Below are 21,987 nucleotides of genomic sequence, written 5' to 3'. Positions count from 1 at the left end.
ACTTCAATCTCCTATACTCTCAAAAATGTTATGCTCTGTATTCTTATTTAAATAGTGAGGATTTTGAACACTGATTAATTCACGTACTTCATATCTAAAACCAAATCTTCTCCCTTTTTGTGAAAATGACCTAACATAATCTTGCCTCAGCTGATAAACATCCTTGTTGACTAATTGACTATCTAGATAAACTTCCAAAGAAATAGCATCCTTATCATGAGATTTTTTCATAAACCATAGAGAAGCTTGCCATTTCAGCGATTTTAGGCTCTCTAATGGATTAACATCTGTCTCACCTAAGATAAAGTCTGCAGTTATTGGGAGTGCCCTTCTTCCCATAAAAGGTTGGAAATAGGGATTTTTTAGAGCACCTTTAATGATATCTATAAAGCTATCATCTGTATGGGAGAGGGCTACAACAAATACAGCGTCTTCTAGATAATACCGATTCGTAACATAATTTCTATCAAATTTACCCTTTTCTGTATACTTCTGTGCAACATGGAAGTCTCTTAACAGATTTCCTTGCTGATCGACACGAACAGCAAAATCAAGTTCATTTAGTTTTTGAATTTTTTCATCTTCGTCTCTCCTATAACCTAAACTAGCAGCAAGTAGTCCAATTACCGCACTTTTGGAAGGATAAAAATCTGTATGCCTAGTTTCAAAATGTGAACTCGTTCCCCATGATTGTAAGGGGCCAGCAAATTTCAACAATATCGTCTTCATAGCATTCACCTTTTTAAATATATTGGGCTATCATTTCTGAAAAATCTTCCAATAATTTTGAAACTGAATCTTTTTCCTCCCCAATTTGTTTTAGACTGTCGCTCTCATGCAAAGTAACATAGAAGGTCATAAGTGGTTTGTCTACAAATTTCTCAACCTTAATAAACTCTTTGGCGAGTTTATCGATAGATTTAATAACATAGCCTTCTATTGATTTAACTGGTTCTTCAAACGCACTGACAAGATTAACCGGACGATCACTTCGAACCGTTACAATTAAAGTCTGTGGTAGCGTTTGATTAGCAAATGTATTTACTTTCCCTGTTGGAAGTGACTTTGCAAAAGCCTCAATGAACAAAGATAAACTATTCTCCAACGATTCCTCATTTCCTAATTGTTTTGATAATTCATGAATCGCAACATTTGCATAGCGATATAGTGTAGAAGAATTAAACTCTACCGTTCCAAGCATACCTGCCCCTGCATTATCCTCTGGAGCTAAATCATCAACAGCCGTAAAGAAATCAAATTCAGTTTGTACAGCATGTGTGGAGATGGCATGTGCAACCTGAGAAGAAGAATCCTCATTAAGAGTTGGATCTTCAGCTACCATTCGACCAAACAGGGCGATATCAATAGCTGGATCTGCATTAGCCAACTTTTGAAGCTCTTTTTTATGTGTTATATTGTCATAGGCTGCTTGAGCTAACTTCTTAGCTTGACTATCACCCATAAAATAAAGTGCTTTAACTTCACCTTTTTTCTTGATTCCAGCAGCTATCAATACTTTATCAGCTTTTTCCAAAGCATCTTCAATACTGATAGAACTATCTAGTTCTACTATTTTATCTGCAACATATCTCACAATTTCTTTTGTTCTAATACCAACATTCGACTGATCACCATGAGTATTAAAATACTCTCTCATCGCTTTCTTCCATGCTTGAGAACTTACGCGAGATCTTCTAACTCCTCCATACTGAGCTGTTTTCGGGCTACCTGTATCATCTCTATTCATATTTGAAGGTGGTAAGGTTTGAATAGCATGAATATCTAAAAATAATCGTTGTTCAGTTGTCATTGTTTTTTTCTCCTTTAATTTGTTTATAATATGCTCTTGCCCAATTTAGGCGGACATTTTCTTGACTATTATTTAAAAACCAATATAAATCATTTGCTAGGCCAGAGTAATTAACCTGAATCACTGGTGACTCCACTTTAAGTAGCGAAATCAAATGCCTTAAATGATAAGTAAGTTCTTCAAACGTTGATGAGGTAATCATGGTATTGAATCGTCTATCAATTGAAGTGGTATCATCTTCTTTCCTAAGCTTACCAAGTGCAAAACCTATATTTTCATAGGGCTTAGAATCATCTAGCATCACACTTGTTGAAACACCTTGCTGATGCAATGCATACAATTGAAGCGCTGTATAAATAGCTAATTCCTCATAGCTTGGTTGCTGATAAGAACTTAAAAATTCCTCTGGTAAATTTTTGAACAGAATTGGCCACATTTCTGTTGCTTCACTCAAGGGTTTCCCCAATGTTTTCCTAATTTTTGCTAGTGTAGCTTTATCATACGTTTCCTCTTTTTGGTTACTCAATTTAAAAATAATCCTGTTTGTAACAGTCCAAACTGTTTGTTTAGTTTGTTGTGACATTCTCTACTCCTATTTTAACTGTTGACGAAGCCAATAATCAAACGAATTATAGGCAGTTGCAATATTCTTAATTCGCCCATCTTTTTGGATACCAAGATAGTCTCTCGTACCCCCTTGATGTAAAATAACTTCTGCTTCAGCTTTAACTATTTTCTTCAGTAAATCTCTCCATTCTTGTATCTTAGAATCTTTATCATCTTCTGGTTGAATGCTAGCTAACCATTGTCGGAAAGGTTGGTCGATTTTGAAATATAGACTTTCAACCATCTGTTGAGTATAACTACCATTAGAGATATTTCGAATTTCCTTTATATCATTAATATACGTTTTATATGTTCTAGAAATAATTATTTTTGTTTCTTCTACTATTTCATTGATACGAGGAACCCAACCACCCTCGTCTAAATCCGTTAAAACCAAATCATTGATAAAAATTGAGTCAATAACCTCATCCGTTGGAAGCCTTGATTGAGGGTTTCCATCGTCCTGCATACTAATTGCAACAATATTTGATAGTCGATTTCCTATTATATCATCAATATTTGTAAGCCATTCGATAACGCCTGGTTTTCTATGTTGAAGACTAGTATCTTTTATAGATAACAAGCCAAAAGATCGCCATAAAGACTGATTCAAAAGATGTTTCTTTGGTGTATAGCTATCCCTATTTTTACCCGAAACATTATACTTCCAAAGTGTCATTGGCTCCAAAAAATTATCCCTATGATTGATATCAGGTAATTTCACAATATCAAAAGAGAAAGCTTTATTTAAATTAAAGTCTGGGTCAATATAGACTCCTTTACTCCAAATAGTATATAAACTAGCTATATTGGTAATATCTTTTTCATCAAGGTAACTTTTAATGATATCAGAACTTTTACGTTCCCAGCAAGGTCGCTGAATATTTTCTACATTACCACATTCATTATACGGTGAAATATAATTTAGTAACAACGTTTCGAATAAAGTGTTACCTTTAATATAAATAGCACCAATATCAAATAGCCATCCTTTCGAAGGTGTATATTTTTCATTTCCAAAAATGACCTTATCGGATACTCCTGAATACCCTTGAAATGTGATTAGCCATCTAGCTAATTCTGCGGCAGTTAGAGTATTTTTATTTTCTTCATCTTTTGAGGAAAATAAAGCTATCTTATTTCCACTCTCAGATATAATTCTATTTATATTTTTACCCAAAATACTAGTTCCTTTAGCTTTGCTAATTTTATCTCCAGCAATCTCTTCTTTCGTTACCTGAAAAAATGGATACTTTTGGTCAAATAAGTAAAAGCGATCTCGCCATTTTTCTAAGTATTGATTAACAATATTTGGAAATCTTTTATTAGTCCAAAGTTTTTCCCATGTTTCATAAAGAGCTTCTTCATAATTCTCAATATCCATCTCATCCACTGGTTCAAGCTGATTCCATCCTTCATCAATAGTAAGATACTCATAAGCATTTCCATCTATATCAAATCGGGAAAAAACTGTATGCAAAACAGCCAACAATACTCGTAATACCGCAAAATCTTGTGTTTTCGTATCTCCTGCTAATTCTTTATACTGATGAGCATTTGTAAATAAATCCTGTAAAGAAACATCTTTTGTGGATCCTTTCTCGTCATAAACAACAGAAATCCAGGGTTCATCAAGTAAATTAAACCGACTCATTCTTATCCAACCTTTCTATGGTAACACCATATTTTTCATCATATAATAGTTTAAATCCATTCAGTATAAACTCATTGTTTTTATCAAAAATAATCCCAAGAGATCCCTTTAACCATGATGAGTTTCGCCATTGACTTAAGTGGCTATTGTTATATCTTTCAAGCTCATTAATCGTTTGATCAATATTATAGGCTTTGGATAAACTCATCGGAAGTCGTAAAGTATTTTGTGCTACCTTTTTTGCAATTATAGGATCAGTAATATTCTGAGATATATCTTTATTTTCTATGAACAAACCATACCCATCAGATATTTTTTTTAAAGCAATCACTTCAACTGTATCTTCAATATCTCGAACTTGAGCATATGCTTTTTCTTCACTATCATTTGGATGGAGGTTCTTTAACCAACCAATCAGACTGTTAGTTCGAACTCTCGATTTTTTTAAGACAGGATTAGCAATACGGTATGACTTTGCCTTTGTTTCTTTATTTTTAATCTTATCATCATGTTCTATCTTAGCATCCAAATATTTTTTATGAAATTCTGGCTTTGGAAACGTAATTGTTAGGTCTGAATTATAAACCTTTTGGACTAGCGGTGAAATATCATCAGGAAGTCGTATTTTATCTGGTAAAAAGTATTGAGTTCTAGCTAATAGGTAGTCCCCATAAACCAAACGCGTTCCTTCATCAAAATCAAACTCTTCAAATGTTCCTAAAACATAAAATCTTGCTACTTCGTGCTTTTGGGGACGTTTGATTTTGTGACGATGTAGTCGTCCGATACGTTGAATAAGTAAATCCATAGGCGCTAAGTCGCTTATCAGTACATCAAAATCAATATCTAACGACTGTTCAATCACCTGTGTACCAATAATGATTTTCTTTGGTGGACGCATTGCTTTTTTCCCAATTTCTTGCAGTAAATCCTTTTCTTTTCGGATTCTTTCAGTTGCTATGAAATTAGAATGAAGCAAATCTACCATATCATCTCCAAAAATATCTGAAAAATTTCTTGCCAATTCTTGAGATTTTCTCACCGTATTGACAATTATTCCCACTACTCCACCATTATCAAGAGCTTCTTTTACAATATCAAATAACTGTTCTTCTGGTAAACGATGAATGTAGATATTATTTTGTTCTTGCTTTTCGAACGTTTTAACTTGATGAATGTTAGGGCCATCATTATAAGTGATTAAAGGATAGGCGTCTATTTTTATCTGATCTGTATTTTCAATATCTCGCCATTTCACTCCCATTCCAGCCATATAGCTTTTTATGAGTTTTTCTCTTTGTTGGGCAGGTAACGTTGCTGATAAAATAATTACAGGAACACCATAAGCTCCCATCCATCTGATGGCTTCCAACAAATATTGGCTCATATAGGCATCATAAGCGTGAACTTCATCAATAACGATAACTTTTTTACTAAACCCCAAATGTCGTAAAGCCAAATGTTTTTGTTTTAAAGCCACCATTAAAAATTGGTCGACTGTTCCAACTACAAAATCATCTAATGCTGAAGTTTTTCTCCCAGAAAACCACTCATTGACAAAAATACTACCGTTTTCCGAGTCGTCCATATTAATTGTATTTCCTTTAGGTAGCTCGATAAAATCCGTATTTAAGGCTGCTTTTCCATGAACCAGCTGAATGGAAAAATGATCAGAATTGTTACCCTTTATATTCTCTGTCCACTGTTCAATCCTCTTAAAAATTCCATTGGAGGTTGCTTGTGTGGGCAATCCAAAAAACAATCCACTACATCCTTTTTTACTAGATAACTGCTCTGATACCGCTAGAGCCGCCTCTGTTTTCCCGAGTCCCATTGGCGCTTCCAGTATCACTATCCCAGGATTAGTCGTCTTTTCGATTGTTTGTGAGAGTATCAGCTGAAAATTTCGTGGACTAAATCCAAATCTTTCCTGATAAAGAGTAACAAGGTCAACGAAAGTTTCAGGTTGCCACAAGTTAGATTTTTTCCACTTTTTAAACCCAGTTTCAATACGTTGACTCTTGCTTTTCACATCAGTTTCATCCAAACTTAACAAAGGAAAAAAATGCTCATTACTAGCAATCCAGTCAGACATTATAAGTAAACCTGATAGAATAACTTGAGCAGGCTGTTTGATTTTTGGAAGCTGAGACACAGAATTAAACCCTGTTTCTGTTAAAGCCCAGTTTAAAAAAGCTTCTTGAGTTGACTTCCATTTCTGATAAACGAGACTATCTTTCTTTTCATCCTGGTAATAATTGGAGGGATAGCTCTTTTGAGAATTTAAACCGTCTAAATCATCAACTGGTCGTCCATGGTGTCCACCAATAATTGTTGCAATATCTTCGTCCACGCCATAATGGGATAACAAATATTGACCTGCAATGCTATGATGACTCTTTTTAGGGGAGGCTAATTGGAGAGAACTAATCCCAGAAAAACCTGCGCGTTCCAATTTTTCTAACAATTGAATATCCAAATCTACTGAATTTGCATAACCTTTTTGCGTCTGAAAAGCTGGTGTTGCTTTACCGATATCATGAACAGCCCCTAGGAATTGTGCCAATCTTTTCCCTTGGTTTTCAATATTTGCTTTAGCATTAATAGAATTTTCAATTAATACCTTTTGTCCTTCACTTAACCAATGTTCCCATAAGAGGCCTGCAATATTTTTCGTGTCTTCTAAGTGTTGAGTTAATGGTAACCAAAGAAGTCTACTATTTTCCTCTGTTTTCTTAGCCCAAAAATTATCATTAATATGTTTCATATACAAATTCCCTTTAACATTGTATCACCACTATATTTTATACCTAACACAAAAAATAAACAATATATAATTGAAAGAGCTTCCAATACTTCATTTAATAGCTCTTTATTCATTTCTAGCTATCACTTTTAACACCAAAAAACTCCCCTTATAGTTTCTAGTGAAATAATGTGTTATTGTCACTGTCTCTATAAAGGGAGTCTAGTTATTTTATATTTTTAAGTATCAACCTTCAACTACAAAGTATAGTTATTAAAAGCCGATACGATACATTTGGTAAGTAATTGTTTTTCAGGTCTTAAAAGGCGCCACCACCGCCTCCTCCGCCACCACCAGAGAAGCCACCGCCTCCAAAGCCGCCACTACCACTATTTGAATTGATAGAAAAGCTACTTACGGTATCTGAGGCAGAAACATAAGATTCTAGATAATTGACATTGTTCAGCATAATAAATGGTGTTGCAGAATAAGTAAACTCATCTAGAGATGGATTACTGAGGTGGATGTTGTATCGTTTTAGCACATCACTAACTTTTTTCGCCTGTCCATAGAGTGTCGCATAAACCAAGATACGATTCCATAGGATGACAGATTCTAATTCTGACTCTTTAAAGCTAGGAATACTCTGAATCATATTTTTAAAGCTATGCCACTGGTAATACGTTGAAATTTGAGTTTCATCAAGACATCTCTGACGACGTCTTTTCACCAAGAACCAGAATAAAACGGTAAGTCCTGCTATAGGTAGAAGTCCGAGGATATAGTAAAAACCAACTCCTGATCCAAATGCACCAAATAAGAACAAAGTTGAAAGTATACAAAGCATCATTGAAAGTGCCAAAGCTGCTACTCCCAATATGTTAAATGTCTTTTCTTTCGCACTAAAATCTCTATAAATTTTAGGAAGTCCTAGCGCAAATTCCTCTTTTTCAACGCCTTTGGCTACTTGATAGCCGTCATTAGAGAATTGATATTTGACACGTTTTCCCTGAGATCGAATAGTTTCTCGCTCATAGCTTGTTCTAGCACTCTTGAATTGTTTTTCTAGAGCATCTTTATCAAGATAATAGCGCGAGAACATTTCACTATCTCTAATTTCCATGCGACCATCAAACAACATATCTAAGAATGATACTTCAAACGAAGAGAGACCTTCCTTTTCAATACGTGTCAGAATATTACTATCACCTTCTCGCCTAAAAGTGAGATAACCTCTATCAATCAAATCGAGGATGGTAGCTTGCACCATATATTTGAACTTCAAAGGACCCGTTTCTTCTTTTAGCCCTGTTTTATCGAAAGACTGATTATAAACATTCTTAGCTAAGACCAAAGGTGCTAAATCTTGAGGGGCTTCATAAAGACGTGCATTGCGAGGGAAAGAAGGCGTTCTAGTGCTATAAAGAACAATAAGGTAACAGAAAATACCAATAAGAACAAAGCTTAAAATTACAAGTGGCAAAATGACATAAAAAATGCGTCGGTAGTTTTCTTTAGACTTTTTGATATCTCTTTCTTTTTTTAGAAACTCTGCCTCATTTGTCTTATGTAATAAATAAGCCTGATTATTTTCCCGTAAAGTACTGGTCATCGGCCAGTAGGCATGTAATTCCAATTTACCTGATGATGGTAAATTGTCTACATGAACCTGATAACCTGTAGCAGTACGTTTAACCTGTGGGTCTTTTCCAAAATAGCCCGTGTGGGCGTAAAGCTCTCCTTGACTTGCATCTAGACCATCAACTGTGAAATCAACCTGTCCAAATCCTTTATCCCAATCAGAGATTGGAAACCAATTTAAAACTGCAATATCTGAATATAGATTCAACAACTGTTGGATTTGCCAAGTAACTTTGAGGACAACCCTATCACCATCTGAACCTGAATTATAAACTTTGAGTTTAACACCATCATAAGAGTCTGTTTTTTCAACTGTAATATCTGTTTTTTCTTTCCCATTTACGGTTGCTGAAACCTTGGGATCATCCATAATAGAATAACCACCAACTTTCCCCAAGGTTACATACTGACCTTTATAGTCACTATCAAAATCATAAGTCACTTCCTGAGTAAACGTCGCATTACCATCATCATGTATAGAAAGGTGACCAACATAGGAAGGTAGACTATACTCTACCTCATCCTCGTCAGCTTGAACGTGTTGCAAAGAAAGTGGCAGAAAACAGGCTAACAAAACAGTTAAAGCAAGGTATTTAACAAGACCTTTCAGTATCTTTTTCATCATTTTGCTCCTTTAAGGACTAAAAAAGCAGGTGCAACACCAAGTGTCTCGATGTGCCCTGCTCTGATCTGCTATTTAGGCTTGATAAACAATCTCACCGTCACAGATAGTGTATTTAACACTTCCAGTAAGCTCTTCGCCTACAAATGGTGAATTGGCTGCTTTAGACTTAAAGTCTGCTGTGACCTGACGTTGTTCCTTGTCTGCAAAAATCACAAGGTCAGCTGGTCCATTTTCAGCCAAATAACCAGCATCGAAGCCATAAAGATCAGATGGGTTGCTAGTCATTACTTTCAAGAGTTCCGTCAAGCTTAAGTGTCCTGCTTCAACCAAGTAGGTCAATCCAAGAGATAGAGATGTTTCAAGACCAGTCATTCCTGATGGTGCTTTAGTCACATCATCGACATTCTTTTCATCGGCATGGTGTGGCGCGTGGTCTGTGGCAATGACTGAGATGACTCCAGATTTCAACCCTTCGATGACGGCCTGACGGTCAGATTCCAAACGAAGTGGTGGGTTCATCTTGGCATTAGCACCTTTTGAGAGCAAGAGGTCTTCTGTCTTAGAGAAATGTTGTGGTGCCACTTCGGCTGTAACTTGTGCTCCAAGTTTTTGAGCAAATTCAACCACTTTTACAGATTCAGCTTTTGACAAGTGTTGAATATGAACATGGGCTTGTGTATCATAAGAAATCATGACATCACGCGCAATCATACTGTACTCAGCTACACCTGTTGCCCCACAAATATGGAATTCTTTTTTAGCAATATTTTCATTGAAACCGAGAATACCATTTAGATCAGGATCCTCCTCGTGAAGGCTGATAAAGGTATTATTCTCCTTAGCTAGCTCCATGGCTTTTTTGACAATACCAGCATTGGTCAATGGAATACCATCATCTGAGAATCCGACAGCACCGGCTTCAAGCAAACCCTTGAAATCAGTGATGTTTTCACCATCAAAATTCTTAGTAATAGTCGCAACAGACTTAACATGGATATTTTCCTTAGCTGCCGAAGTCAAGACCTCCTCCAAGGTTTCCTTATCTGAAATCGTTGGATTAGTGTTAGCCATCATTACAACTGTTGTAAAACCACCCGCAGCCGCTGCCAAGGCACCAGTATGAATGTCTTCCTTATGAGTTTGACCTGGCTCACGGAAGTGAACATGGATATCCACCAAGCCAGGAGCAACCACAAGACCAGTCGCATCAATGACTTGAGCATCTCCAGCTTCGATATTTTCAGCAATCTTAACGACTTTTTTACCATCAACAAGAACATCAGCTTGCGTATCCAAACCAGACTTAGGGTCTACAACACGACCATTTTTAATCAGTAACATAATCTTCCAACTTTCTATTTTACTTCAACCAATCAATTGGGGATTGGCCCTGAGATACAAGGTAGGCATTGGCTTTTGAAAATGGCTTGCTGCCAAAAAAACCACGATAGGCCGACAGGGGACTCGGATGGGCACTCTCAATAATGGCATGTTTAGAATTAGTCACTAGTGCCTTCTTCTTACGAGCATAGCCACCCCAAAGTATAAAGACAACAGGAGTATCCTTTTGATTGAGAACCTTAATCACAGCATCTGTAAAAGGTTCCCAAACCTGACCAGCATGCCCATTTGCTTGACCTGCTGGAACTGTTAGACAGGCATTAAGCAAAAGCACCCCTTGCTTTGCCCATGACGTTAAATCATGAAAGGATCTAGGACCTAAATCTTCCTCTAATTCCTTGAGAATATTTTTCAAAGACGGGGGAGCTGGAAGGCTATCAGGTACCGAGAAGGAAAGTCCCTGTGCTTGATGAGGCCCATGATAAGGGTCCTGACCAAGGATTACCACCCGCACTTCTTCAAACGGAGTCTCCAACAATGCATTAAAAACCTTGTCACGTGGCGGATAAACCGTCCCCTGGCTATAAACCTGGTCCATAAACTGATTTATCTTTGAAAAATAATGGTCAGGCAACTCCTCTTTCAGAAGCTTGTGCCATGTCAAATGTTCCATAAAAACCTCTTTTTAGACTGTTTTACACCCTAAATTATACCATAATTTGTAGGGAATATTCGGAAAATACTGAAAAAACACCATGATTACGAAGCATTTCCTATCAAGTTTTAAAAATACATTACTCCACAAGTTTAAAAGGCTTACAACCTTTAACTCGTTATAGTTTTATGCTATAATTTAAACTTGTATTTTAACAGAAAAGGTAATCCTATGACTACGTATGAAAATTTAAGAGCAGCCAGACGAGGTCCCATTGTCAGCATCGCTGCCTACCTTCTTCTTACCATTGCAAAACTTCTAGCTGGACACTTTTTAAATTCTAGCTCTTTGATTGCCGATGGTTTCAATAACTTGTCAGATATTTTAGGGAACGTGGCCCTACTCATTGGATTGCACCTAGCTAGTCAACCTGCTGATGCAGATCATAGGTTTGGTCATTGGAAGATTGAAGACTTATCAAGCCTAGTCACTTCCTTTATCATGTTCGTGGTAGGCTTCCAAGTCCTAATTCAAACAATCCAAAAGATTTTTCTAAGAGAGGAAACTGTAGTCGATCCCCTTGGTGCAACCGTCGGAGTTCTTTCTGCTATCGTCATGTGTGGCGTTTACTTTTACAATAAAGGACTTGCCAAAAAGCTGAAATCTAGCGCTTTGATTGCGGCCGCTAAGGATAATCTCTCCGATGCCGTAACTTCTATTGGAACGTCAATCGCCATTGTTGCAGCATCCTTCAACCTCACGATTATTGACTATATTACAGCCATTATCATTACCTCCTTCATTCTAAAGACAGCCTATGATATCTTCATGTCAGCAACCTTTAGTTTGTCAGACGGTTTCGATGAGAGAAACCTCAAAGCCTATGAGAAAGCGATTCTTGAGATTCCAAAAGTCACTAAGGTTAAGAAGCAGCGTGGCCGTTCTTATGGTAGCAACGTCTATCTTGATATTGTGGTTGAAATGAATCCTGACCTCTCTGTTTACGAGAGTCATGCCATTACTGAACAAATTGAAGAGGTTCTCAGCAAGCGTTTCTCTGTCTATGACACTGATGTCCATGTAGAACCAGCTGCTATTCCCGAAGATGAAATTTATGGCAATGTCCTTCACAAACTCTCTCGCAATGAAAAGATTATTCTGTCAAAAATTCCTGACTATGAAAATCTCTTAGCACCAGACTTCTACTTAATCGATGAAAATGGTCACCACCACAATCGTGAAGAAGTCATTGCCAATCACCAACCACTTCTCAATAATTTTGACAGCTTCAAGATGACATCTGTTAGTCAAAAAACGAAATTAATTAGTTATGAGTTGGAAGGAAATTTCCACACTAGTATCTGGCGTCGAAATGAAACCTGGTTCATGATTTACCACCAAGTCACAAGGATAAAAGATGAAAAGTAACGAGCAAGCAAGCTCGTTTTTTCTGCTTTCAAATAGTTTTGTGTAACATTCAATCGATTCTAAAAATTACATTAAAATACTAAATGTTAGGAAAACTCTAACTTTTATATGTTATAATGAAGATGTTTGTCACTACCGAATTTAGGGTTTTGACTGGCAAATGATATTAATAGATAAAAATAGGTTCTGCCAGCTACAGAACCCCATAGATATTAAAGGAGACACATTGTGAAAAAGAAAATTGTTGCCGTCCTTTTAGCAGCTTGTCTAGCCCTAGCACCGAGTTTGTCTAGTGCAGACGAATTGATGGATATCACACGCGCTGCTGGTTATACTGAAGCCACTGAGGCCTATCGCCCAAAATCAACCCTCTTAATCGATGGAAATACCGGAGATGTCCTCTGGGAAGAAAATGCTGATGAGGTGCGTGACCCAGCTTCTATGTCTAAGGCCATGACACTTTATTTGGTCTTTGAAGCTATGTCTAAAGGAGAGATTTCTGAAGATACTGTTATTACAGCTACTCCAACCGACCAAGCTATTGCCGATATTTACGAAATTTCCAACAACAAGATTGTTGCGGGTGTTGATTATACCGTTTCAGAACTCATCACTATGACAGCGGTGCCTTCCTCTAACGTTACAACCGTGATGCTAGCCAACTACTTGACCAATAATGATCCTGATAAATGGCTAGACATGATGAATGAGAAATCTAAAGAGCTAGGGATGACCAATACCAAATGGTTCAACGCTTCTGGTGCCGTTGCTGTTGCCTTCAAAGGTTACTACAGTCCTCAACGTTATGATAACAACCAAACCAACCAAACAACTGCGCGTGATTTGGCTATCATGACCTATAACTTCATCAAGAAATACCCTGACATTCTCAAGTACACTAGCAAACCTGTTGTCACTGTTAAAAAGGGAACACCTTACGAGGAAACCTTCGAGACTTACAACTACTCTATTCCAGGTGCCAAATACGGAATTGATGGGGTTGATGGGTTGAAGACAGGATCTAGCCCAGAAGGTGCTTTCAACTATATTGATACCATCAAGCGTGGTGATCAACGTATGATTGCTGTCATCATGGGTTCTGGTGATTGGTCTGACCAAACAGGTGAAGAGATTCGTCATACCTTTGGTAATGCTCTCGTTGAGAAGATGTACAAAGACTTCTCTTACAAGAAAGTTCTTAGCAAGGGTGAACAAGAAATCGACGGTAAAAAATACAATGTCGAAAAAGACGTCTATGCCACCGTTAAAAAAGGTAAAGACCCTAAAATCTCTGTTAAAGATGATCACATTGTCATTGATAATGGTCTGAAGACAGTGTCACCTAATATCAAAGCTACTTCTGTTAGGGCAACTAAAGTTAAGGGATGGTTCGATTTTGGAAGTAACCAGAAAGATAAAAAGGCTACTAAAACAACAGATAAAAGCCAACTCCCAGTTTATTTCTGGTTGCTATGTCTTGTCCCAGTTGGACTCCTCTACTTGATTTACCTTAATGAAAAAGGACGTCGTCAAAAAGTTAAAGAACGTCGTCAAGCAAGACAAATCAATAAATAAAAGAAAGCGTGTCCATGACACGTTTTTTTATCCCCTATTAAAGGAGATCACCCTAAGAATAATGATAAAATCACCAAAAACTATGCTATAATGGTAGGATATGACATTTTATTAGGAGACATATAACAAAAATAGATTAAAGGATGCCTTTTAAAAGAGCGTCTAAACGCTGTTACTAAGGAGATTATTTGTGAAAAAGAAATTATTTGGACTCTTCCTGGTAGCTAGTATGGCTTTAGCTCCCAGTCTGTCGTCTGCTGACCAACTCGTAGATATTGCACAAAAAGCGGGCTACAAGGAAGCCACCGAGACATACAGACCTAAGTCATCACTTTTGATTGATGCCAATACTGGTGATATCCTTTGGCAAGATAATATCGATGAAGTCCGCGACCCTGCTTCCATGAGTAAGGCCATGTCCCTCTACTTGGTTTTTGATGCACTATCAAAAGGGGAAATCAAAGAAGACACCGTGATTACAGCCAAGCCTACTGATGAGGCTATTGCTAATATCTACGAAATTTCAAATAACAAGATTGTTTCTGGAGTTAAATACACGGTTTCGGAACTGATCACTATGACAGCTGTGCCATCTTCGAATGTTGCTACAGTCATGCTTGCCAACTATCTCAGTGACAACGATCCTGACAAATGGATTGATCGCATGAACGAAAAGTCTAAAGAGCTCGGAATGACAAATACCAAATGGTACAATGCCTCTGGAGCTGGTGCAGCATCCTACAAAGGGTACTACACACCTAAACGTTATGACAATAACCATTCTAACCAGACGACAGCCCGTGATTTGTCTATCATGGCCTATAACCTTATCAAACATCACCCTGAAATCCTTAAATACACTAGCCAACAGACAGTAACTGTCAAAAAAGGAACACCATACGAGGAAACCTTTGAAAATTACAACTACTCCCTACCTGGTGCTGATTACGGCCTCAAAGGTATTGATGGCTTAAAAACAGGCTCAAGTCCACGAGGAGATTACAACTACATCTCTACATGTAAACGTGGCAATCAGCGTGTCATTTCGGTCATCCTCGGTGTTGGAAATTGGGAAGATGAAAGTAGTGAAAAAATTCGCCATGCTTTCGGTAACTCCCTCATTGAGAAGATGTTTAAAGACTATTCCTACAAGAAGGTCCTAAGCAAGGGTAAACAAAAGATTGGTGGTAAAAAATACGATGTCCAAAAGGATGTTTATGCTACAGTCAAAAAAGGACAAGAACCTAAGATCAGTGTCAAAGATGATTATGTCCTTGTAGATAATGGCTTAAAAACAGTCTCACCTAAGATTAAAGCAAGTACTGTCAAGGCAACTGTAACTGGCTTCTTCCTCTTTTCAGGCGGTCAGAAGGACAAACAAACAAGTAATAAGCATAACTTTATGAAACACTTTGCCCTGTTCTGCTTCCTCCTATTACCACTTTACGTGATCTACTTGATTCTTATCAATGAGAAAAAGCGTCGTCAAAAAACCAAAGAACGCCGTCAAGCTCGACAAATGAATAACTAAAAGAACGTGCTCAACCGAGCACGTTTTTAGTTGTCTCCAAGAAATGTTTTGAGATTAGACATATCATTACGCATTTGATCCAATCCTTCTTGATAAATGGCTTCAAACTTTTCAGGATCCTTCTCCAAACGACTAACTTCAAGTGCGTGTTCTGGACGGATAGCATAAAGATTTCCAGTTTTTTCCAAAGCCTCTATCTTTTCAATACTCTTATTGTAGTGGATGTGGCGATTTGAAGCCACTTGGACAAATTCAGGATACTTACGATAAAAGAGCTTGTAGATTCGCTTACTCGTTTTAGATGGCTGTTTACGGTAGCCTTTAGGACGTGTCAGAACTACAATCAGTTTGTCAAAGCGCAAATTTTCCATAAAATCAATAGGGAGACTATCAGACAGACCACCATCCATGTAGCGTTTACCCTTGTACTCGACAATTTCAGAAACCAGAGGTAGGGCAGAACTTGCACGAAGGGCTTCCATTTGCTCAAAGACATGGTCAATCTTGATATAGTCTGGTTTTCCGGTCTCAATATCTGTAGTGACCACATAGAAGGGAACACCTGAATCAGCAAAGGCCTCCTGATCAAAAACGTCCAACTCCATGGGAACCTTATAATAGGAGAATTCCTTATTAACGAAGTTACCTGTTGTCAGCCATGACCAGAAACTCATATAGCGACGGTCTCCCATAAAACGCTTGTTGTAGCGAAGGGCTCTTTGAGGCTGGTTAGAAAGGTAATTAACACCAAAAAGTGCTCCAGCCGATACTGAAACAACGCCATTCACCTTAATTCCAGCTTCTAAAAAGGCATCTAACACACCAGCCGTATATAAGCCACGCATCCCCCCGCCTTCGAGGACTAAGCCAACTTTCATTCTAAAATCTCCTTTATGATTGGTTCCGCAAGGACTTGATAACCTTGTGGACTCAAGTGCAAACCATCCGTTGTATAGTTGTCATTTAACTGTCCCATGTCGTCAGTAAGGTAATCAAAAAGATCGACATAGGTCACACCGGGGAGGACAGCTAATTGTTGATTTAGCTCACGTACAGTCGTATTATTTCGAATCTTAACCTTAGAAGCATACTGTGATTCTTCACTAACTGGAAAGACACTCAGCAAATAGACCTCAGTAAAGAGGGATTCCTGACGAACTGTCATGATAATATCGGAAATACGAGTGACAATATCTCGAATAGGGTAACTTCTTCCGATGTCGTTAATGCCAATCAAGAGCACCAATTTACTTGGTTCCAAATCTAAGACCTGCTCTTTAAGGTGTTCTAAAAGCCAAACCGAGTCTGTTCCTGCAATCCCACGGTTAACAAGGGGAAACTCTCGACCCAAATATTTTTTCAATGCAAAAAACTCCGTGATGGAGTCCCCTGCAAAAACGATTTGGCCTTTGTCTAACTTTTGATTTTCATTTACAAATTTGGCTAAACGCTCTTCTTGATAGGCCACAAGCTCAGGCCTAGTTGTTTCAATCATACTTTATCCTTTTTTCTTAAATATTATACGCACTACTGTGATTAAAGCTAGAAAAGTTCCAAGTCCAAGAAATAGCCAGGCAAGATTTTCAAAACCTGATTTATTAGCCAAAAGGGCACCGGAAAGTAGAAATCCCAATGTCAATAAGGCTAAAACCAGATTATTTAATACTTTCTCAAAAACTTTAATTCGACCCGAAAAGTTAATAAAATCATGGTTCACCACAATTCGTCCGTTTAAAATTTGCTCCAAGAGCTGATGTAGACGACGTGGAATGTTCTTCCCATTGCGAATCAGATAAAAGAGTTCAATCAAGATACTCTCTTTATTCAGGGCCTGCTTAAGCATATCAGGTCCCATATTTTCTAGGAAGTAATCCTTGGCAAGGGTCATAAGATCCATATTTGGCGCTAACTCTCGGAAAATCCCCTCAATTTGAAGCGAAGCCTTCTCCAAAATGGTAATTTGAGAGGAGGCTTTAAGATGATTTTTCTGGAAAATAGCCATCAAATCCTGCAGCAAATCTGTTATAGAGAGACTTCCCAAGTCAATACCAGAATAACGACCTAACATTTGCTCTACATCTTGACTTAGGACTGCACGATTAAGACCATTATCAAATTGTGTAACGGACAAGATGGCCTTGGTCATACCATCAACATCTTGTGCGGTAAAACTGTACAGGATGTCATTTAAGGACGCACGCATCCCCACTTCCAACTCACCCATAATTCCAAAATCAATGAAATAAATCTTGCCATCACGTACCAACAGATTTCCAGGATGGGGGTCACCATGAAAATAGCCATCTTTGAAGACTTGCTTGATAAATGACAGCATAAGCTTCTTGCCCACATCTTCCAAATCATAACCAGCTTCAGCCAGTTGGCTGTAGTGATTAAGCGGAATCCCATTGATATACTCTTCAACTATGAGGTGAGGTGTCGTGAAGGTATCATAGACCTCGGGGACACCTAGACAAGCAACAGCCCTGTTATTGGCCTTAAAGCACTTCATGGCCTCTGCTTCATTCCTGAAATCTAGCTCCTTAATTAAGGTTTCACGCAGATTTTCCAAAACCTCCTGAACATCGACCATGGGGATAAAATGCTTTGGTATATGCCGTGCAAGCTTAATGAGAAGTTGAATATCTTCCTTAACAACCTCATCAATACCAGGTCTCTGGATTTTTACAATCACTTCCTGACCAAACAATAATCTAGCTCTATGGGTCTGAGCGACAGAACCAGAAGCTAAGGGCTCTTCCGAAAAATCAAGGAAACTGTCAGAAAGCTCATTAGGTAATTCTCGCCTAATGGCAGTCATGACTTCCTCTTTATTCAAGGGAGGAACTGAGCTCTGGAGCTTTGATAATTCTTTGATATAGTTTTCTGGCAAAAGATCAGAGCGCGTGGATAGGATTTGACCAATTTTAACAAAACTAGGTCCTAATTGCTCAAAGGCTTGGCGTAGCTTGACAGGTGTTGTCTGTTGGTCTTGAGGAAGATGCTTTTCACGATAAGAAAGGAGACCAACTGACGAGAAAACCTTCAACACATGTCTCAATCGTTTACTAGCCATTTTAGACTCCTTACATTTTATTTATTTTGACTGAGCAAAGCGTCAAGTTTTTCTTCAAGACGTTTCACATCATCCTTAGTCGCATACTCAACTGAAGATTTCTTAGCATCAAGTTTCGCTAAAAATTCTTGAGCTTCTTCCTTACTTTGACGTTTGAGCTCTTGTTCCAGTTCCTTACCTTCTTCAACAGTCAAACGCCCCTTTTCAACCAACTCTTTGACAAAGCTATCGGCCTTATCAACTGTCATAGCAGTCAACCCGATTCCAGCTAAGAGAACTTTTTTCAAATCATTCATTATCGTTACCTCCATCTAAGTAGGAAAAGCAAAGAGATAGACTCGCTACTTCTTTGGAAAATATAAGAACGCTTTCACGCTTTTATTCTACCACTTTTTCAGAAAATATGTGGAATAACATAAACAAAGTTATTGTGTATTAAAATACTCTCTTTTTACTCATGACAACAGTAATCCTGATATATCAAAGTTGTACGTTAATACTAAAAAAGAATCTCGAATATTTTTGAGATTCTTAGCCATATTCTATTTGTAAAGGGCTTCACCATTACTTTCGATAACAGACTTACACCAAACAAATGATTTTTTCTTATAACGAGCCAAGCTACCACTACCATCATCATTACGATCAACGTAGATAAAGCCATAACGTTTACTGAGTTCAGCCGTTGAAGCTGATACCAAATCAATTGGCCCCCAAGTCGTATAGCCCCAAAGTTCTACACCATCTTGAAGGGCTTCGCCAACTTGAATCAAGTGTTTTTGAAGGTAATCAATACGATAATCATCTTCAACTGTTGGACCATCTGGGCCATCAACGAGAACATCCTTGGCACCTAGACCATTTTCGACGATAAACAATGGCAACTGATATCGATCATAAAAGTCATTCAAAACTAGTCGAAGACCGATTGGATCAATAGCCCAACCCCATTCAGATTTTTCAAGGTAGGGATTTTCTACACCACCTAAGATGTTGCCTTTTCCAACCTTATAGTCTTGCGGATTGTGTGCTGTTGCCACAGACATATAATATGAGAATGAAATAAAATCAACGGTATTCTTCAAGATTTCTTCATCACCTGGAGAAAATTGTATTTCAATACCATTCTCTTTGAAATAGCGTTGAATATAGTTTGGATATTTCCCACGCGCATGGATATCTGAGAAGAGATAGTTTTGATTTTCAAACTCGTGAACAGCCAACTGATCCAAAGGATTAGCTGTCATTCCATAAGCTGGCATGGCAAGAACCATACAACCAATCTTAAAGTCAGGGTTGATTTCATGACCGATCTTGGTTGCTGAAGCCGAAGCGACTAACTCATGGTGAACTGCTTGGTAAAGATCCTGTTTAGAGAGCTCTTCCATCGGAGTTGCAATCCCACCTGACATGAACGGTGCGTGTAAAACAGAGTTCACTTCATTAAAGGTCAACCAATATTTGACCTTATCTTTATAACGTGTGAAGACTGTACGAACATAATTCTCATAAAAACCAATTAATTTACGATTAGTCCATCCATTGTACTCACGCGCCAAGTTGAGTGGTGTTTCATAATGGGACAAGGTTACAAGCGGTTCGATGCCATACTTGGCCAATTCATCAAAAACCTTATCGTAGAAGGCTAGACCTGCTTCATTTGGCTCGGTATCATCACCATTTGGAAAGATACGAGTCCATGCAATTGACATGCGGAAGACCTTAAACCCCATCTCTGCAAAAAGTGCTATGTCTTCTTTATAACGGTGATAGAAATCTATACCTTCTAGTTTTAGATTATCTGGTGTTGGTTGGTCAGTAATCAAAGGATTCAAGGCCCCGGGTTCAAAGGGAACACCGCCTTTTGGCGTTACATCCTGTACGGACAAGCCTTTGCCATCTAGGTTGTAAGCACCCTCAAACTGGTTGGCAGCTGTTGCACCACCCCAGAGAAAATCTTTTGGAAATGTATATGTCATCTTTTATCTCCTTGCATTGTTCAATATACTAATAGTATAACACTTAGAAAACGATTACACATATACTATCTTATTGAAATCTGATACTATAACACGAAAAAAACAGACCGAAGTCTGTTTGAATTAGTCATTACTTTCAAGAGCATTTGCTGCTTTGGCTTCTTCTCGCCTAACAACATTATCTTTAACAATCTGATATAGGGTTGCGGCTACTGGCACAGAAACCAACATACCCAAGATACCACCCAAGGCAGAACCTATGGTGATTGCGAAGATAACCCAAATACCAGGAAGTCCGGTAGATCCACCGACCACATAAGGATAGATGAGATTCCCTTCAAACTGCTGCAAAATAACCACGTAGGCAACAAACAAAAGCGCCAAGGTCACAGAGTGCGTCATAATCAAGATGGTACCAATCGTCACACCAATATAAGCCCCCACAACTGGAATCATTGCTGAAAAACCAATCAAGATAGAGATAGTCGCGGCGTAAGGGAAATTAAAGATACTCATCCCAATATAACACAAGGTCCCCAAAATACAAGCCTCAAGCGACTGATAGACGAAGAAATTACGAAATCGATTATTGAGAATAGCAACTACATAGTGGAAAGTCTTACCATAACGTCCTAAATAGACGTCTACCAAACGATTGACCTGATTTCCAAGTTTCTCTTTTCCAGCTAAGACATAACAAGAAAAGACAATACTGATAAAAAGATTAATCAAGGTTGATGGCAGACTCGTTAAAGAAGTCAAGAAACTGGTCAAACCATTCATGATTTGTTGAAGCAACTGAGCACTATAGCTATTGATTAGCTCTCTAACCTGTGTCACACCACCAAAATCTTGAATAATTTTTTGCAAGGATTTGTTTTTAAGCAACCAATTAATCAAGTTATTAATAGCTGAGCGGTCTTGACTAATTAAGGTGTTGATACTGTCAATCAAATCAGGAAGAACAGTGAACACGACCCAAGTAAAGACCAAACCAATGGTTCCCAATGCTGCAAGTAAAGCAATCGGACGCTTAATCTTAGTAATAAAACCAAATGGAATAAACTTGACCAGCAGCTTCTCATAAAAAGACATCAGGATATTGACCACAAAGGCAATCCCTGCTCCAACCAGGAAGGGCTGACTAGCAACGTAAATGGTGTTACAAATTGAAACAACTGTTTCCCAGTAAGTATAGATCAAGAAACAGCTGAAAAAGAGGACAGCCAACCAAATGAACTGATTTTTTGTAAATTTCATAGGCACTCCATAATTTAAAATACCCTTCCATTATACACTAAGAAAGGGGTTCTTACTATC

17 protein-coding genes are annotated in these 21,987 nt (G+C 38.0%); 3 read left to right on the top strand and 14 right to left on the bottom strand.

The genetic code is table 11. From position 1 onward, the window contains the following. Positions 1-3 precede the first annotated feature (3 nt). The 8 genes from cas5e to ACWPVZ_RS07190 form a co-directional block, all read right to left on the bottom strand. Positions 4-729: a type I-E CRISPR-associated protein Cas5/CasD gene (gene cas5e / locus ACWPVZ_RS07225; protein ID WP_024704120.1), complete on the bottom strand. Its 726-nt coding sequence runs from the start codon at positions 727-729 to the stop codon at positions 4-6. Positions 730-742: 13 nt separating this feature from the next. Further along, the gene (gene cas7e, locus ACWPVZ_RS07220) at positions 743-1,810 is read right to left on the bottom strand and encodes a type I-E CRISPR-associated protein Cas7/Cse4/CasC (RefSeq protein WP_454381625.1); all 1,068 of its coding nucleotides are present in this window, start codon (positions 1,808-1,810) and stop codon (positions 743-745) included. Next, entirely contained in the window at positions 1,800-2,393 is a 594-nt protein-coding gene (gene casB, locus ACWPVZ_RS07215; protein WP_454381623.1) for a type I-E CRISPR-associated protein Cse2/CasB, read from the bottom strand. The genes cas7e and casB overlap by 11 nt, the downstream gene beginning before the upstream one ends. Positions 2,394-2,402: 9 nt before the next feature. Next, positions 2,403-4,070: a type I-E CRISPR-associated protein Cse1/CasA gene (locus tag ACWPVZ_RS07210; RefSeq protein ID WP_454381621.1), complete on the bottom strand. Its 1,668-nt coding sequence runs from the start codon at positions 4,068-4,070 to the stop codon at positions 2,403-2,405. Then, a complete protein-coding gene (cas3, locus tag ACWPVZ_RS07205) occupies positions 4,057-6,837 on the bottom strand; it encodes a CRISPR-associated helicase Cas3' (RefSeq protein ID WP_454381619.1) in 2,781 nt (926 codons plus the stop codon). The genes ACWPVZ_RS07210 and cas3 overlap by 14 nt, the downstream gene beginning before the upstream one ends. Positions 6,838-7,135: 298 nt before the next feature. Beyond that, positions 7,136-9,079 carry a DUF2207 family protein gene (locus ACWPVZ_RS07200; RefSeq protein ID WP_454381617.1) on the bottom strand — a complete coding sequence of 648 codons (1,944 nt, stop codon included), beginning with the start codon at positions 9,077-9,079 and terminating at the stop codon, positions 7,136-7,138. A 75-nt stretch (positions 9,080-9,154) separates the two neighbouring features. Beyond that, positions 9,155-10,423: a dihydroorotase gene (locus ACWPVZ_RS07195; protein ID WP_454381615.1), complete on the bottom strand. Its 1,269-nt coding sequence runs from the start codon at positions 10,421-10,423 to the stop codon at positions 9,155-9,157. Between the two features lie 19 nt (positions 10,424-10,442). Further along, entirely contained in the window at positions 10,443-11,096 is a 654-nt protein-coding gene (locus tag ACWPVZ_RS07190; RefSeq protein WP_454381613.1) for a uracil-DNA glycosylase, read from the bottom strand. A 213-nt stretch (positions 11,097-11,309) separates the two neighbouring features. On the opposite strand from ACWPVZ_RS07190, the gene ACWPVZ_RS07185 reads away from it, so the two are divergent. From ACWPVZ_RS07185 to ACWPVZ_RS07175, 3 genes are all read left to right on the top strand, one after another. Then, positions 11,310-12,506, top strand: coding sequence for a cation diffusion facilitator family transporter (locus tag ACWPVZ_RS07185; protein WP_454381611.1), 1,197 nt, complete (start codon positions 11,310-11,312; stop codon positions 12,504-12,506). 228 nt (positions 12,507-12,734) lie between these two features. After that, the gene (locus ACWPVZ_RS07180) at positions 12,735-14,081 is read left to right on the top strand and encodes a DUF1958 domain-containing protein (protein WP_454381609.1); all 1,347 of its coding nucleotides are present in this window, start codon (positions 12,735-12,737) and stop codon (positions 14,079-14,081) included. 190 nt (positions 14,082-14,271) lie between these two features. Then, the gene (locus tag ACWPVZ_RS07175; protein WP_454381607.1) at positions 14,272-15,612 is read left to right on the top strand and encodes a D-alanyl-D-alanine carboxypeptidase family protein; all 1,341 of its coding nucleotides are present in this window, start codon (positions 14,272-14,274) and stop codon (positions 15,610-15,612) included. Positions 15,613-15,638: 26 nt separating this feature from the next. Here the strand turns inward: ACWPVZ_RS07175 and ACWPVZ_RS07170 are convergent, their stop codons facing one another. The 6 genes from ACWPVZ_RS07170 to ACWPVZ_RS07145 form a co-directional block, all read right to left on the bottom strand. Continuing rightward, complete coding sequence (locus ACWPVZ_RS07170; RefSeq protein WP_454381605.1) at positions 15,639-16,490, bottom strand: patatin-like phospholipase family protein; 852 nt, start codon at positions 16,488-16,490, stop codon at positions 15,639-15,641. Then, positions 16,487-17,107, bottom strand: a complete 621-nt coding sequence (locus ACWPVZ_RS07165; RefSeq protein WP_454381603.1) for an SGNH/GDSL hydrolase family protein — start codon at positions 17,105-17,107, stop codon at positions 16,487-16,489. Before ACWPVZ_RS07165 ends, ACWPVZ_RS07170 begins: the two co-directional genes overlap by 4 nt. Positions 17,108-17,110: 3 nt before the next feature. Then, on the bottom strand, positions 17,111-18,688 hold the full coding sequence (locus tag ACWPVZ_RS07160; RefSeq protein ID WP_454381601.1) for an ABC1 kinase family protein: 1,578 nt from the start codon (positions 18,686-18,688) through the stop codon (positions 17,111-17,113). A gap of 17 nt (positions 18,689-18,705) precedes the next feature. Further along, complete coding sequence (locus ACWPVZ_RS07155; protein WP_013990645.1) at positions 18,706-18,984, bottom strand: phasin family protein; 279 nt, start codon at positions 18,982-18,984, stop codon at positions 18,706-18,708. Positions 18,985-19,230: 246 nt separating this feature from the next. Continuing rightward, positions 19,231-20,667: a glycoside hydrolase family 1 protein gene (locus ACWPVZ_RS07150; protein WP_454381598.1), complete on the bottom strand. Its 1,437-nt coding sequence runs from the start codon at positions 20,665-20,667 to the stop codon at positions 19,231-19,233. Between the two features lie 123 nt (positions 20,668-20,790). Then, positions 20,791-21,927 carry an AI-2E family transporter gene (locus ACWPVZ_RS07145; protein ID WP_175064805.1) on the bottom strand — a complete coding sequence of 379 codons (1,137 nt, stop codon included), beginning with the start codon at positions 21,925-21,927 and terminating at the stop codon, positions 20,791-20,793. Positions 21,928-21,987: the final 60 nt, after the last annotated feature.

Source organism: Streptococcus sp. Marseille-Q6379, from assembly GCF_965119505.1.
This window is presented reverse-complemented; position numbering and strand designations above follow the sequence as displayed.